At 40.1% G+C, this 15,570-nt stretch carries 16 protein-coding genes; 7 read left to right on the top strand and 9 right to left on the bottom strand.

All coding sequences use genetic code 11. The features are described from left to right. The first annotated feature begins 153 nt into the window (after positions 1-153). The 3 genes from GTQ34_RS04245 to GTQ34_RS04235 are packed head-to-tail and all read left to right on the top strand — an operon-like array spanning position 154 to position 4,551. The gene (locus GTQ34_RS04245; protein WP_166522504.1) at positions 154-2,556 is read left to right on the top strand and encodes a zinc-dependent metalloprotease; all 2,403 of its coding nucleotides are present in this window, start codon (positions 154-156) and stop codon (positions 2,554-2,556) included. 46 nt (positions 2,557-2,602) lie between these two features. Further along, a complete protein-coding gene (locus tag GTQ34_RS04240; protein WP_166522503.1) occupies positions 2,603-3,472 on the top strand; it encodes a glycoside hydrolase family 16 protein in 870 nt (289 codons plus the stop codon). A gap of 53 nt (positions 3,473-3,525) precedes the next feature. Next, positions 3,526-4,551, top strand: a complete 1,026-nt coding sequence (locus tag GTQ34_RS04235) for a threonine aldolase family protein (protein ID WP_166522502.1) — start codon at positions 3,526-3,528, stop codon at positions 4,549-4,551. A gap of 88 nt (positions 4,552-4,639) precedes the next feature. Here the strand turns inward: GTQ34_RS04235 and GTQ34_RS04230 are convergent, their stop codons facing one another. Continuing rightward, positions 4,640-4,966: a YbaB/EbfC family nucleoid-associated protein gene (locus GTQ34_RS04230; RefSeq protein WP_166522501.1), complete on the bottom strand. Its 327-nt coding sequence runs from the start codon at positions 4,964-4,966 to the stop codon at positions 4,640-4,642. Positions 4,967-5,017: 51 nt separating this feature from the next. Between GTQ34_RS04230 and GTQ34_RS04225 the strand changes: the two genes are divergently transcribed. The 3 genes from GTQ34_RS04225 to GTQ34_RS04215 all read left to right on the top strand — a co-directional run bounded on the left by GTQ34_RS04225 (position 5,018) and on the right by GTQ34_RS04215 (position 9,652). Continuing rightward, a complete protein-coding gene (locus GTQ34_RS04225; RefSeq protein ID WP_166522500.1) occupies positions 5,018-7,156 on the top strand; it encodes a S9 family peptidase in 2,139 nt (712 codons plus the stop codon). Positions 7,157-7,227: 71 nt separating this feature from the next. Further along, the gene (locus GTQ34_RS04220; protein ID WP_166522499.1) at positions 7,228-8,268 is read left to right on the top strand and encodes a cysteate synthase; all 1,041 of its coding nucleotides are present in this window, start codon (positions 7,228-7,230) and stop codon (positions 8,266-8,268) included. 124 nt (positions 8,269-8,392) lie between these two features. Beyond that, complete coding sequence (locus GTQ34_RS04215; protein WP_166522769.1) at positions 8,393-9,652, top strand: cysteate-C-fatty acyltransferase; 1,260 nt, start codon at positions 8,393-8,395, stop codon at positions 9,650-9,652. A gap of 50 nt (positions 9,653-9,702) precedes the next feature. On the opposite strand, the gene GTQ34_RS04210 is transcribed toward GTQ34_RS04215, so the two are convergent. From GTQ34_RS04210 to GTQ34_RS04195, 4 genes are all read right to left on the bottom strand, one after another. After that, a complete protein-coding gene (locus tag GTQ34_RS04210; RefSeq protein WP_166522498.1) occupies positions 9,703-10,230 on the bottom strand; it encodes a GNAT family N-acetyltransferase in 528 nt (175 codons plus the stop codon). Between the two features lie 80 nt (positions 10,231-10,310). Further along, positions 10,311-10,790 (bottom strand): nuclear transport factor 2 family protein, encoded by a 480-nt coding sequence (locus GTQ34_RS04205; RefSeq protein WP_166522497.1) that lies wholly within the window; start codon positions 10,788-10,790, stop codon positions 10,311-10,313. Positions 10,791-10,799: 9 nt separating this feature from the next. Next, positions 10,800-11,222 (bottom strand): (4Fe-4S)-binding protein, encoded by a 423-nt coding sequence (locus GTQ34_RS04200; protein WP_166522496.1) that lies wholly within the window; start codon positions 11,220-11,222, stop codon positions 10,800-10,802. Positions 11,223-11,224: 2 nt separating this feature from the next. Beyond that, positions 11,225-11,518 (bottom strand): GNAT family N-acetyltransferase, encoded by a 294-nt coding sequence (locus tag GTQ34_RS04195; protein ID WP_166522495.1) that lies wholly within the window; start codon positions 11,516-11,518, stop codon positions 11,225-11,227. A 189-nt stretch (positions 11,519-11,707) separates the two neighbouring features. Here GTQ34_RS04195 and GTQ34_RS04190 point away from each other — a divergent pair, with 189 nt between their 5' ends. Beyond that, positions 11,708-12,466: a DUF481 domain-containing protein gene (locus GTQ34_RS04190; RefSeq protein WP_166522494.1), complete on the top strand. Its 759-nt coding sequence runs from the start codon at positions 11,708-11,710 to the stop codon at positions 12,464-12,466. A gap of 93 nt (positions 12,467-12,559) precedes the next feature. Here the strand turns inward: GTQ34_RS04190 and GTQ34_RS04185 are convergent, their stop codons facing one another. From GTQ34_RS04185 to GTQ34_RS04170, 4 genes are all read right to left on the bottom strand, one after another. Beyond that, entirely contained in the window at positions 12,560-13,075 is a 516-nt protein-coding gene (locus GTQ34_RS04185) for a YybH family protein (RefSeq protein WP_235914959.1), read from the bottom strand. Positions 13,076-13,269: 194 nt separating this feature from the next. Next, positions 13,270-14,154 carry a hypothetical protein gene (locus tag GTQ34_RS04180; protein WP_166522493.1) on the bottom strand — a complete coding sequence of 295 codons (885 nt, stop codon included), beginning with the start codon at positions 14,152-14,154 and terminating at the stop codon, positions 13,270-13,272. Positions 14,155-14,375: 221 nt separating this feature from the next. Beyond that, positions 14,376-14,819, bottom strand: a complete 444-nt coding sequence (locus GTQ34_RS04175; RefSeq protein ID WP_166522492.1) for a hypothetical protein — start codon at positions 14,817-14,819, stop codon at positions 14,376-14,378. 192 nt (positions 14,820-15,011) lie between these two features. After that, on the bottom strand, positions 15,012-15,425 hold the full coding sequence (locus GTQ34_RS04170; RefSeq protein WP_166522491.1) for a GNAT family N-acetyltransferase: 414 nt from the start codon (positions 15,423-15,425) through the stop codon (positions 15,012-15,014). Between the last annotated feature and the right edge of the window lie 145 nt (positions 15,426-15,570).

Genomic DNA, 15,570 nt, shown 5'->3' with positions numbered 1-15,570 from the left:
ATAGAAATAGTACTTAAAATTTAATGCCCTTTAAAGAGAATTGTTGAAAAACAGGGTGTCATATTTGATAAAATGGAATTTTCGGGTATAGATGGCATACGGGATCAATTTTTAAAATGAATTACATATTTTTAATGACACTAATTTTCGAACATGAAAAACAACCATTTTCTAGTCGCTTTATTCTTTTTTTCCATCGCCACCACAGGGGCCCAAACCTTTGAGAAAACCAAAGATTTTCAAAAGTTCAATGGCTATTTTAATTTTTACTATGATGACACTTCGGACAAAGTGTATTTGCAGGTGGATGACCTGGAAAAAGAGTTCCTTTACGTCTATTCGCTAAGCAGTGGCATTGGCAGTAACGATATTGGCCTGGATAGGGGACAGCTTGGTAATGAGCAAGTGGTTTACTTTAAAAAGGCAGGAAATAAATTGCTTTTGGTGCAACCCAATTTAAAATACAGGGCAAACACACAAAACAATTTGGAGCGGAAATCGGTGGAGCAGGCCTTTGCCAAATCCGTGCTTCATGGGTTCAAGATTGAGGAAGATTCCAAAGGAAGCTATTTAATTGATTTTACAGATTTTTTGATGCGGGATGCCCATGGCGTATCCAATCGCTTGAAAAACACAAAACAGGGTTCCTATAGTTTAGACCTATCAAAAAGTGCGTTGGCCTTTGAACGCACCAAGGCTTTTCCCAAGAATGTGGAGTTTGATGTAACCCTAACCTTTAAAGGCAATCCTACAGGAGATTGGATACGTTCGGTGACCCCCAATCCAGATTTGGTTACCGTGGCGCAGCATCACTCGTTGATTGAATTACCGGATGACAATTATGAAAAACGGGAGTTTGATCCCCGTTGCGGATCTTACCCTTTTTCGTATTATGATTACGCAACACCTGTTCAGGAACCTATTCTGAAACGATTTGTGACTCGTCACCGTTTAGAAAAGAAAGATCCAAATGCAACAATCAGTGAAGCCATAGAACCCATTGTCTATTATTTGGACAATGGTACACCAGAACCTGTTCGTTCAGCCTTGCTGGAAGGTGGAAGATGGTGGAATCAAGCCTTTGAGTCCATAGGTTTCAAAGATGCCTTTCAGCTGAAAATTTTGCCCGATAGTGCGGATCCCTTAGATGTGCGGTATAATGTAATCCAATGGGTGCACCGCTCCACCAGGGGATGGAGCTATGGCAGCAGTATCACCGACCCAAGAACCGGGGAAATCATCAAAGGACATGTAAGTCTGGGGAGCCTTCGCATACGTCAAGATTTTATGATTGCCCAAGCCCTGATGAACCAACCGTTTGCAGAACGTGACGACAACTACCAGCCCATGCTGGAGATGGCCTTGGCGCGAATCCGACAACTTTCGGCCCATGAAATTGGACACACCCTGGGTTTTGCCCACAATTTTGCCGCCAGCACCAACAACCGCGCATCGGTCATGGATTATCCCCACCCGCAGCTTAAACTTGATGGAGATCAAATAGACTTTTCCAATGCATATGATACTGGTATTGGGGAATGGGACAAGATTACCGTGGCCTATTCTTATATGGACTTTCCCGACGGAGCTGATGAAAAAGAAGCCATGATAGGTATTTTAAAAAAGGCACAGGATGATGGATTACGTTACATATCGGACCAAGATGCTAGACCGCGGGGAGGGGCCCATGCCTTGGGACACTTATGGGATAATGGACGAAATGCCAGTGACGAGCTTGCAAATGTGATGGAACTTAGAAAGGTGGCCATGGATAACTTTTCAATTGACAATATCCGTTCACATGAGCCCAATTCAGTGCTCGAGGATGTTTTTGTACCGTTGTACTTCTTTCATAGGTATCAGACGGAGGCTACATCAAAACTCATTGGTGGTTTGGATTATAACTATGCTGTTAAGGGAGATGGACAGCGTGTGGTGGAACCTATCAGTGCTTCAAGCCAAGAAAAAGCGCTCGAAACCATTTTAATGACACTTCATGCTGATAAAATCGCAATACCCAAGGATAAATTAGGCCTTTTTCCGCCTAGGGCAATTGGCTATCAAAGCACCCGAGAATCGTTCAAAGGGCGAACAGGGGTGAGTTTTGACGCTCTTTCGGCCGCCGAAACAGCAGCTGACATGACCTTAGGCCTTTTGTTGCATCCTGAACGTGCTTCACGATTAATTCAGCAAAAGAGTATGGACAAAAGTCAACTGGGGCTGGAAAAAGTACTTGATGAAACCATACAGGAAAGTTTTGGGGTGGCGCATAAGGACAGTTATTGGAGTCAAGTACAGGGAACCATAAACTACCGAGTACTTTACCACCTGATGAACTTAGCAGCTCATGATAAGGTACATCCGCAAGTAAATGCGATTGCAATAAAATCCCTGAAGGATTTAAAAACGCGCTTGTTGTCCAACGGGAAAAGCCCTGTTTCTGTGGATACAGTTCGTCGTATAGACGATTTTCTTAAAAAGCCATCTGATTTCAAGGTCATTTCCGCTCCAAAAATCCCGGATGGGTCACCCATTGGAATGGATTGTATGAACTGAATGAATGCAAACTCAAGCTTGTAGTTTACAAACCTTTTAAAAACTAATGAAACACTCATTACTTTATTTAACATTTACCGTGGGTTTATTTAGTCCATTTACTATTTTGGATATTGATAACATGCTCAGTGATGGTTTATATAGAATTTTCCGGGGAGAAAAAGATTCTGAATTCAATACGTTGATATGGTCAGATGAGTTCAATGGAACGGGAGAAATCGATTCTGAAAAATGGTTTCATCAAACGCAACTATCTCCAGGGGGAAGTTGGTGGGGTGGTTTAATTCAACATTACACTGATCGAGAAGACAATACTTATTTAAAGGACGGATACCTACATGTAAAGGCCAAAAAAGAGAAATTCGAAGATCAAGGGGAAGCAAAGTACTATACATCCGCAAGGCTTAATTCTAAATTTGCCTTTACATATGGAAAAGTAGTGGTCAGGGCCAAAATGCCCGAAGGAGTAGGTACTTGGCCCGCTATTTGGATGTTGAACACCAATATTGATGAAGACGGAGCTTATTGGGATAATCAAGGCTTTGGGAAGGTCAAATGGCCCAAATGTGGCGAGATAGATATTCTGGAGCATTGGGGAAAGAATCAGGATTATGTATCAAGCGCCGTACATAACGGGTCAAGTTATGGATACAATGTAGAAAATCTTGGTGGTCAAAAGATAACAGATGTTTCCAACGCATTTCATATTTATTCGCTGGAATGGACCCAAGAGAAAATGGTTTTTAGTGTTGATGGAGTTGAGCATTTCCAATACAGCCCAGCAAAAAAAAATGTAAATACCTGGCCCTACGATTCTGATTATTACTTTATATTCAACATTGCCATAGAGCCCGATATTCATCCGGAATTTACTGAAAGTGCAATGGTGGTCGACTACATAAGGGTATATCAATAGGCAAATCAAATGACTCAAAAGGCATAAACACGTAAATCAAATCTTGAATTTTAATGCAAATCAATCTTATCAGTGACACGGTTACACGGCCCACAGCTGGCATGTTAGATGCCATGATGGAGGCCAAAGTGGGTGATGATGTCTTCAAGAATGACCCCAGTGTAAATGCTTTGGAGGAAAAAGTGGCCAACTATTTTGGTATGGAAGCCGCGCTTTTTTTTCCAAGTGGTACCATGACCAATCAAACGGCAATAAAATTGCACACCCAACCTGGGGACCAACTTATTTGTGATAAATATGCACATGTTTACAATTATGAAGGGGGTGGTGTAAGTTTTAATAGTGGGGTCTCCTGTAAACTGGTGGATGGACACCGGGGGATGATGACCGCCGATCAGGTATTGGCAGCCATTAACCCTCCTGATTTTTACCACAGTCCCAAAACGTCCCTGGTGTGCATTGAAAATACGACCAATAAAGGAGGCGGGGCCTGTTGGGATTTCGATGAGCTACAAAAAATAAGGGAAGTATGCAAAGACCATGGTTTAAAGTATCATTTGGATGGGGCACGGCTCTGGAATGCCCTTGTGGCCAAAAAGCATGACGCAAAAGCCTACGGGAAACTTTTTGATTCCATTAGTGTGTGTTTTAGCAAAGGTTTGGGCTGTCCTGTTGGTTCGGTATTGGTCGGTGATACGAAAATGATAGAAGACGCGCTGCGGATTCGAAAAATATTAGGTGGTGGAATGCGTCAATCTGGGTATTTGGCCGCTGCCGCGACCTACGCTTTGGACCATAATTTGGACCGACTTGAAGAAGATCATCAAAAGGCCAAGGAAATAGGTGAACTACTCAATAATCTGGAATTCATAAAAAAAGTGGAACCCATTGAGACCAATATCATCATCTTTGAGCTTGATGAATCCAAAATGTCGGCAACAGACTTTTTGGCCAAACTGGAGGAAAAGCAAATTTCCATCATTGGAATGGGGCAGGGGAAACTGCGCATCGTCACCCATTTGGACTATACCGACGTAATGCATCAGCATTTTCTATGTATTCTAAAAGAAATAGGATAGGCTATTGGTACTGTAACTTCGAGCGCGGTCCTGAAATTATTTTAAGTACTACATTGAAGCGGATTTCAACAAAACGCTGCCCAAATTTTTATTTCATAAAAGAATCCAACCCCGGAATATTGGGCATACCTTCTTTGGCGACAGCAGCAAGTTCGGTTTCATTCACCTTGGTGGCCTTGTCAATGGCCTTGTTCAACGTGAGTATAAGGTAATCCTCAAGCTGTTCTTTATCTTGTAATAACGAACCATCTATCGCAATGGACTTTATTTCCCTATTTGCGGTCAGGATAACTCGCAACAAACCATCTGCAGATTGCTCATCCACCATCACGGTATTTAAACGCTCCTTGGTTTCCTGTACTTTTTGCTGGGTTTCCTTGAGTTTGCCCATCATTCCCATAAAATCTCCAAACATAACTAGCTGATTTTGTCTTCAAAAGTAATAAATTGGTCAAAATCAAAATCAATGAAACTACCATTTCCGACACTATTTTTTCTTTTTATATCACTTATTTTTGCAGGCTCTTGCAACAACGAAAACGAAAAACTTATGAGCGTGAATCCCCCGGTTGCCAAAAAGATACCTGTAAAACTTGAAAAACATGGCGATGTACGCGTTGATGACTATTATTGGATGAAGGAAAGGGAAGATCAAGAAGTGATTGATTATCTAAATGCCGAAAATGACTATTACAAAAAAATGACGGCGCATACGGAGCAATTTCAAGACGAACTCTTCAAAGAAATGAAATCGCGTATTAAGGAAGATGATTCTTCAGTTCCTTACAAGTTGGATGGCTATTGGTACATTACACGTTATGAGATAGGAAAGGAATATCCCATTTTTTCAAGAAAAAAAGAAAGTCTGGAAGCTGAAGAGGAATTGATGTTTGATTGCAATGCGATGGCCGAGGACCACGATTACTTTAAATTGACCGGGGTTTCAGTAAGTCCTGATAATACCTTGGCATCATTTGGCACGGATACGGTGTCTAGAAGGCAATACAATATTCAAATCAAAAATTTGAAAACTGGGGAGATCTATCCCGATTTGATTGAAAACACCACAGGGAGCTCCGTTTGGGCCAACGATGGAAAAACTCTATTCTATGCCAAAAAAGACCCGGTAACGTTACGTTCAGACAAAATATTCAAACATATACTCGGTACTCCTTCAAGTGGAGATACATTGGTCTTTCACGAAAAGGACCCCACCTACAACACATTTGTTTATAAGACCAAGTCTCGAAAATACATTGTAATAGGCTCTGTGAGCACGCTTACATCTGAATATCAAATTTTGAATGCCGACCATCCAGAAAAAGAATTCAAGATTTTTTCACCCAGAGAACGCGGTGTTGAGTATTCCATTTCGCATTATGATGAAAATTTCTACATTCTCACGAATATGGACAAGGCTACCAATTTTAAGTTGATGAGAGCCGCAGAGGACAAAACAGCGTCTTCCTACTGGGAAGAATTTGTGCCGCATCGGGAAGATGTGCTGTTGGAAGATGTGGAGATTTTTAGGGAGTACTACGTTCTCTCTGAAAGAGAAAATGGCCTAAATAAATTGAAAGTGGCCCGCTGGGATGGAAAGGATGCCTATTATTTGCCTTTTGAAAGCGAAACCTATGTGGCCGGTGCTACCGTAAACCTGGATTTTGACACCAAAGAATTGCGTTACTATTATAATGAAATGGGCGCACCCTATGCGATAATTGATTTTAATATGGAGACCAAGACCAAAGAAATCCTAAAAGAACAGGAGGTCTTGGGAGGCAAGTTTAACAAGGAAAATTACATTACCGAACGGCTATGGGCAACGGGCCGTGATGGAGTAAAGATTCCCATGTCATTGGTGTATCACAAAGACACCAAGGTGAATGGGCAAAGTCCTCTCTTGCAATATGCCTATGGATCCTATGGGCACACGGTTGATCCTTATTTCTCTTCAGTACGATTGAGTTTGCTCGACCGTGGTTTTATTTTTGCCATTGCCCATGTTAGGGGAGGGGAATATTTGGGAAGACCTTGGTACGAGAACGGGAAACTGCTCCACAAGAAAAATACATTCACCGATTTTATTGATTGTTCCAAATTTCTCATTGAAAATAACTACACCAGCGCGGCGCATTTGTATGCCAGTGGCGGCTCCGCTGGAGGGTTGCTTATGGGAGCGGTAGTGAATATGGCTCCAGAATTGTACAGAGGAGTAATTGCCTCAGTACCCTTTGTAGATGTGGTCACCACCATGCTAGACGAAACCATTCCTCTGACAACTGGTGAATACGATGAATGGGGCAATCCCCATGAAAAGGAGTATTATGATTACATTAAATCATACTCCCCTTACGATAATGTGTCCCATCAAGCGTACCCCAACCTTTATGTTTCCACGGGACTACATGATAGCCAAGTGCAGTATTGGGAACCTGCCAAATGGGTTGCCAAGTTACGAGAGTACAAAACGGATGATAACCTGCTCTTTTTGGACACCAATATGGATGCTGGTCATGGAGGGGCCTCTGGCCGTTTCAAGGCGCTCAAGGAGACGGCAAAAGACTATACTTTTATACTGGATTTGGAAGGAAAAGTCCCTTAAAAATAAAAATGTTATTTTTGTGCCGAAGAAATTTTGCCTTGGCAGGGTTTCTTCCTTACCTAATACCAGTTATGAAGAAACCGATAAATGCGCACAGCAGTATCCTTGACTTAATTGGAAATACCCCCTTAGTTAAGCTAAACAAAATCGCAGCTCCCCTTACCGGAAACTTTTATGCCAAGGTGGAGGCCTTCAATCCCGGTCATTCCTCAAAAGATAGAATAGCAGCCTATATTATTGAAGAAGCCGAGCGAAAAGGTATTTTAAAACCTGGCAGTACCATCATTGAGACCACATCCGGTAATACCGGTTTTAGTTTGGCCATGGTGAGTATAGTCAAAGGGTATCAATGCATATTGGCGGTAAGCTCAAAATCATCGCCGGACAAGATTGATATGCTACGTTCCATGGGTGCCAAGGTCTATGTTTGTCCTGCTCATGTAAGTGCGGACGATCCGCGCTCTTATTATGAAGTGGCCAAGCGTTTGCACAGCGAAACGAAGGATTCCATCTATATCAATCAATATTTCAACGAACTAAATATAGAGGCACACTACCAAACTACTGGTCCCGAAATTTGGGAACAGACCAATGGCAATATTACCCATTTGGTGGCCTGTAGTGGCACTGGAGGTACAATTTCTGGTATTGCCCGCTTTTTAAAGGAAAAAAACCCAGAAATAAAGATTTTAGGCGTGGATGCTTATGGATCGGTCCTGAAAAAATACCATGAAACTGGAGAATTTGACCACAATGAGGTTTACCCCTATCGAATAGAAGGTTTAGGCAAGAATTTAATACCCTCAGCGACCGATTTCAACACAATAGACCGCTATATAAAAGTCACCGATGGTGAAAGTGCGCACATGGCTCGAAAAATAGCCCATACCGAAGGGATGTTCGTGGGGTATACCAGTGGTGCTGCCATGCAAGCCTTATATCAATTGAATACCGAAGGCGAATTTAAGGAAGATAGCAATGTGGTAGTTATCTTTCCAGACCATGGCTCGCGATACATGAGCAAGATTTACAGCAACGAATGGATGGAGAATCAAGGCTTTTTTGATCTTCAAAATGCCGAAGCCCCTGAAAAAATAGAATATATCAAATAAAATTTGTTTCAAACGAGACAGCGAACGACAATGCCAGCCATTGTCGTTTTTTTATGTGAAAATTTCATTGTGTGTGCTAGTTAAAAATCTATATTTTTGCAATTCAAACCATTAAAGGTAGATGATGAGAGACTTATTTGATAGAATCATTGAAAACAAAGGCCCTTTGGGAAAATGGGCTTCACAGGCCGAAGGATATTTTGTGTTTCCAAAATTGGAGGGACCCATCTCCAATAGAATGAAGTTTCAGGGAAAAGATGTGATTACCTGGAGTATCAATGATTATTTGGGACTCGCCAATCTACCTGAAATTAAAAAAGTGGATGGTGATGCTGCCTACGAACATGGTTCTGCCTATCCGATGGGCGCCAGGATGATGAGCGGGCATACAGATTATCACGAACAGTTGGAAAGAGAACTAGCAGAATTCGTTCATAAAGAAGCTTCTTATCTACTTAACTTTGGTTATCAAGGATTCATGTCTGTGATCGATGCACTTGTCTCCAAAGACGACATCATCGTTTACGATGTGGACTGCCATGCTTGTATTATTGATGGAGTAAGGTTGCATATGGGCAAACGTTTCACCTTCAAGCACAATGATGCGGAAAGCTTGGAAAAGAACTTGGAACGAGCCACAAAATTGGCCCAAGAGACTGGCGGAGGCATCTTGGTGATTTCTGAAGGCGTCTTTGGTATGCGCGGAGAGCAAGGGATTCTTAAAGAAATTGTTGATTTAAAGAAGAAATTCAAATTTAGATTGCTCGTTGATGATGCCCATGGTTTTGGAACCCTTGGTAAAACAGGGGCAGGAGCAGGAGAGGAGCAAGGTGTCCAGGGCCAAATTGATGTGTATTTGGCCACTTTTGCCAAATCCATGGCAGGAATCGGTGCTTTTGTAGCCGCAGATAGAGAAATCGTAGAATATCTAAAATACAACCTTAGATCGCAGATGTTTGCCAAATCGTTGCCCATGATCTATGTAAAGGGTGCATTAAAGCGGTTGGATATGTTGCGTACCATGCCCGAGTTAAAAGCAAAGCTTTGGGAAAACGTGAATGCATTGCAGAATGGGCTCAAGGAAAGAGGCTTTGATATCGGAACTACGTCAAGTTGTGTTACCCCTGTATATCTGAACGGAAGCATTCCAGAGGCGATGGCCTTGGTCAAGGATTTGCGTGAAAATCACGGTATTTTTTGCTCTATTGTGGTGTATCCTGTTGTTCCAAAGGGACTTATCTTATTGCGCATGATTCCTACTGCTACGCACACCATGCAAGATATCGCTGAAACATTGGATGCTTTCTCTGAGATAAGGGAACGTTTGCAAAATGGTACTTACAAAAGACTGTCCGCGGCAGTAGCTGCTGCCATGGGTGAGTAAATCCTATTTCTTTTTCAAGTAGGATTGGCCCTGAAAGTGAACTGGCTATTTTAGCCATCAGAACTTTTATAGTATCGGTATTCATCGATTTGAAGCTTTTTTTGGTTTCCCATTTCATAGTGACAGTGAATGGATAGATTCAAATCATCGATTAGTTGAATACTACGCTTATTTCTTTGGTCCACGGGATATTTGATAAAGTCTATAGCTAGATGCTCAACACCCCAAGGCGGCATGTAATGCACTATTTTTTTTCCAATGCCCATTCCTTGTTTTTCTGCTTTTACCCATAGACCAAAATGGGGTTGTTTGGTGTGTATGGAGTGTATGCCGCAGCACCCGGCCAATTCATCTTGATGTAGTATGACCCATACCAGGTCCGTCCCTTTTTTGTGTTGCTCCATGGAGCTTTTAATAAATGCGATGGTTTCTTCGATGTTTTTGGGCGGTTCTTCAAGAGGAAGAAACTGAATGATATTCGCATCAAAGCTAGTGTAGACTTCTTTGACATGTTGTAATGCAATAGGTCTTAGAATAATATCGGCATCGATGCGAAGTTCTTTGTGTTCCGTTACCATTATGCCTTTTTTAGTGGATACAGAAGCTTCGGAAGATAGAAGTGTTAGAATTGATCATTTAAAATTGTAACATGCCAAGGTCATTGAATTCTGCCATCATGAAACGCGGCCCTTTTCCATTGCCCTGATTCATTTATCCACAAATGTGTTACGCGATAGGCGTTTTTATGGATACTATCCCTTTTTTTGCTTACTACACTTATTTTTCCAGTCACAACAGCGGTATTTCCATAAAATTCAACTTCCATCTCTTTCATGTTGTACCCTGTAACTTGAAGATTGCCAGAATTAATTTCTGCTTGTCGTTTGAGTAAATAGTTGAGCCAGCTATCTTTTTGTATGGATTTTGAGTTCCCATTGGTGTGGAGGTAATTTTCGGTAATCATGGATTCAATAGCAACAACATCGCCGTGTTGAAAGGCATTGTTGAAAGCTTCAATGGCTTCGTACAATGCCAGTTCGTGGTTTTCGGTTGTTGTGTCCAATGAATCTGCCTTTTCCCCACAATGGCTAACGCATATGGCAACAATGATACAGGCCAACGCATTCAAGTGTTTCATAGGATTGGTTTATCCTTCAAAGTTCACTTCCTTATGGGTGCCATCACAATAGGGCTTATTGTTTGAAGCTCCACAACGGCAAAAGGCAGTAGATCTTTTTTTGCTTTCCACAGTGCCATCCGCTAAGGTTACTTTTAGATTTCCACTTACAAGAAGTGGTCCATTCTCAACAATGTTGCATTCGGTGATTTTGGTTTCTTCCATCTTTGTTTCTCCTTTTGTTTTGTATGTCAAAGCACCCGAGGGGCATTTGTCTATTTGTGATTTCAATTCTTTTACGGAAGCATTTTCAGGCTGTATCCATGGTTTTTCTTTTGGTTTGTAAACTTCTGGGAGGGTTTTGAAGCATACTTCAGAATGGATGCATTTCTTGGGTTTCCATACCACGGTAAAATCCCCTTTGGTATATTCTTTTACAATTTCTCTTTCCATGGCTATCCGATGTTTATTCCTTTTAAAACCAATGTTTTATATTCAGGATGACGTTTTATAAACAAAGCCACAAAAGGACAAAGCGGCACCAGTGTCAAATCCTTTTCTCTTACGTCGTCCAAGGCTTGTTTAACCAAGGCAGAACCAATTCCTTTTCCTTCTAATCCTTTAGGTATTTCCGTGTGGGTAAGATAGATTTTATCCTTGGCCTTGATGTATTCAATCTTGGGCACTTGGCCTTCAATATGAAACTCATATTGTTTGGCCTCTTCGTTGTTGATCAGTTCATACTCCATATCTGATTAAAAGATACAAATTGTTGGTGAGATAGCGAGAGAGAAAGACTGGTTTCAACTTCATCCATTTTACAGGGCAGCTTCCTATTGGTTTCATAAAGCCATACTCAATAATAAACTTGCAGGTTTAATTCATAAATAAGTATATTTCGAGCATTATACAGCAGGACAATTCGACAGCGAAATAGCATGAGGAAGGTTTTATACTATTTCTTATTTCTCCCGATATTTCTTTCAGCCCAAATTAATGAAAGTGATACGCTCAACCTGAAAGCAGACCTTTCTCTAACCGGATTTTGGCAAAGTGGAAATGTAGAAACCTTGATTTTCAGGGCAAAATCGGGTTTAAGCTTTAAGCCTTGGAAGAAGTGGGTTTTCAAGACCAATAATTCCTATGTTTACCAAGAGTTTGGAAAGGACAAGGCAGATGAAGATATTTTAAGTCTGAACTTTTTATATTTTAATCCTGACCGGAAAATATACCCCTTACTATTGGGTTTTGTTAGCACCAACTTTCGAAGGAAGATTGATTTGCGCTACCTATTGGGTGCTGGAGTCACTTTTAAAGTGCTGAGCAAAGAAAACCATTGGCTCAAATTTTCACTTTCAAGCGAGTATGAACAAACGGATTTTACCGAAGTCGACTTTAACTTTTCCGAATATGATGGAAATCTGGAAATCAATACGCTTCGTGCCACTATTTGGATAAATGGAAAATATGAATTATTTGAGGGCAAAGTAATTTTGAGCCATGAAAGTTATTTTCAACCCTCGCTTCAGCAAAGCAACAATTATCGTTGGCGATCAGATATCGCCCTTGAACTGCCTATTTGGAAGTTCTTGAATTTTAAAATAAACTACCTTAATACGTTTGAAAGTATTGTGATAGAAAACCAAAAACAAGAAGATAGATTCTTGACCTTCGGTTTTACCATAAAAAGCTATTGACTGCTTTCCCCCGACAATTTTGTGAGTTATTTATAAAAGGTCAAAAGACTTTACTCAGCTTGTTTTGAACGTTCTAATACAAGTTCTACTGATTTACTCTTCTTCGGGCTGGTTTAAAGGCGAATGATGTTCGTGTACTATTCTCCAACCGTTTTCAGTGTCGAGAAACAACAGGGTCATTTGTTCGTTTACCACAGCCAAGTCTTCGCCAAATTTTAGATGAAAATCCGTATGAAGCGTCACATTCGCTACATTATCATAGACTGCGATTTTTACATCGTTCATATCGAATTTTAAAATTTCAGTAACTGATCCAAACACGCCCCGCTCGAATTTTTCGTTTTCTGTTCCGTCATTACGAACTTCACCATTCTTAAACTCCGTAAATTTCGGACTGTAGGCATGAAAGGAAATCAGTTTATCAAGGTTTCCATCTTTTACGCTTTGGGCAATACTGTCCAGTGTCATGCTTATCTCTTGTTTGGCCTCTGGGAATTCATCGTTGAGCAGGTCAATTTTCACTTCTTCAACTTCAACTTTTTCCTTGCATCCAAAAATTAGGATTCCTAAAATCATAATCAGCACAAATTTGACACTCAATTTCATCATGTTGTATTTAATTGGTTAATAGTTATTTAACAAGGTACAACAATTAAAATGGAAGGGGGAGTGGAAATAAATTCCCAAAAATTTGACCAATGGCATTCTTGGATGTGAAGCGACAGAACCCTAGATATTTTTAAGGACTCTCATTTTTGTTTTCAGTGCTATGGTTCTTGCACATCTTTGTGTTGTTAGGTGGTTCAACGCACTTCAAATATGTTATAATTTCTGGACCATTTGGCAGATTGGCCGGGTTTAATGGATATTTTATAAAATAACTCAGGACTGATTACATGCCTCCATCCCCAAAGATTCACCTTGTCTGTTTTAAAATCTCCTGTCTCAGAAATACCAACTTTACTTTCGAGATTTATTAATTCCCATGCTGCATGGACATTTTCACCGCCCGTGAGATTACTAAAAAAAAATTGGTCCTTCGGTATACCATTGAATGTAATCTCATTTTGTTCAACATTAACTTTCTGCTCCGGGTTGACCGCATCCCCAAATAATTTTTGGTTTAATTGAAAAGGAAATCTTAAAAGATAATTAGGACCTATTAGATCCTTGTTTATTGCAGTAAAGTTGTGGTTGTATTCATCGGTAACAATATCTTTTTCACCTGTATTTTCTAAATGATATTTGATGGAAAAACTACTGTCATGCAATTCAATCTCTTTTCTCAAAAAATAGGAATAACCATTGATTTTTGGTGATTTGCAACTGATCAGAATTCGATTCGAGTTAGGAATCACTTTGAATTCCAAGGGCTTTATCTCGTATTTTTCATTGAACAGGTATTGGGCATTGTCTTTTTTTAATACGCCAACACCTATTTTATGAAACCAACCCCCAATTACGGTCTCATCAAAACCTAATGCGGAATCAATACCGAATTCATTATAAAATCCTTTGCCGAAAAGATCTTCATCTAGGCCATCAGTTCTTTCCAAACTGGATAAATAGACATTTTTAAATTTCACTTTAACTATTTTCCCTGTCCAGTCAAATCTTGAAAAGTTATAGTTGTCACTAGGAAAGTCAATATATACTTCCAGATTTTTGTTTTTAAGTATATGCGCCATATAAAGAGAAATAGTTTTGATCAATAAGAACTTATTGCTGACAATGGTTACAATACTATAGTAAAAAGTACCTTTTGGGGCACTTGAATGTAAAGGTTCGTGTACATAAGTTGTTGAAATTATCCGCTAGACCTTAAAGATAGTTGATTAAAGGAGATACTTCGGAAAACCAGCTGGCATAAAGGTCCGTCTGCAAATAATTTTACAGGGTAAGTAGTTGTTTATTTGATAAAATCGACTCTATTGGTATTTAGAACTTGTATAGTGTCACCATTATAAATGACTTCTTGCAAATCAAAATTCAGGAAACAAGGTCCTTGGGTAGATTCAAAATTAAAATTTAAGGTGTCCATATCGCTTGGAGTAAGTTCAATGTAATACTCTTTGTTCGATTCAATTTCGCGATAGGGGACCAGGAGTCTATCGGAATCACCAAAAAGCATAGGTGAAATAAAGATTTCAGTTTCTGAATTGAACAACCGGAAATCGGCTTGCTGATAAACGGTACCGATGAGCGGGTCACCTTGGGAATTGAAAAAACCGATTTCAAACCAGTCTGGAGCCGGTAGTGCCGTGGTGCAGTCAACGTTGTTATCATCGTTTTCACAGGAGAGAAGAACGATAAATATAACGAACAGATTAGGAAGTCGATTAAGGACTCTCATTGGTAGTGTATTTAATCTAAAACGCTGAAATCATTCAAAGGTTGCGTCCTTGCACCTAAAGAGTTGTTTATGATTGGTTCGGTTTGGAGCTCGTCCAATAATTCCCACTACCAAATATTCTTTTAAAATTTCCCGATTCCATTTCCATCATTTTGCATAAACACAAGCGGTAAGCCTACCCATATTTCGTGGTCATTTTTTTATTATTTTATACATTCCAGGTCTACTATTAGGTCGTTTTAAATAACCAAATTGTTTGTAGAAATTGCCAACACCCTCAGCAGCCATCAATCCTACAAATGAATTCTTACTTGTTTTTTCAATCAAATAGTTTTCTATGTTTTCCATTATTAGTTTACCAACACCTTTGCCTTGATATTCAGGTAATACAATCACATCTTGGATGTAGAAGTAAATGGCCCCATCTCCGATTATTCTACCGATTCCTATTGCCCTGCTATTGTCAAACACACAAATTGAAAACAAATCATTTTCAAGTGCAGCCTTGACCACCTCATCCCTGATGTTTGCCCAATTTGTGCTCGCTCTCAATTCTTGATAATCAGATACTCGAAGTGTGCCTATTTCAACTTTATAATTTCTCAATTTGGTTTCTTTTATGGGCTACAACGGTCTCCTTTACTTCGTGACCTATAATTTTATCATTACTTTTTCTTTTTGGGAACAAGTCAAATTTAAAAATTTGGCGACTTCTCAAAATGCCCGAAACCTAGTGTTAACAACTACTCGC

This window comes from Flagellimonas ochracea (genome assembly GCF_009903685.1).
Lineage (GTDB): Bacteria > Bacteroidota > Bacteroidia > Flavobacteriales > Flavobacteriaceae > Flagellimonas > Flagellimonas ochracea.
This window is presented reverse-complemented; position numbering and strand designations above follow the sequence as displayed.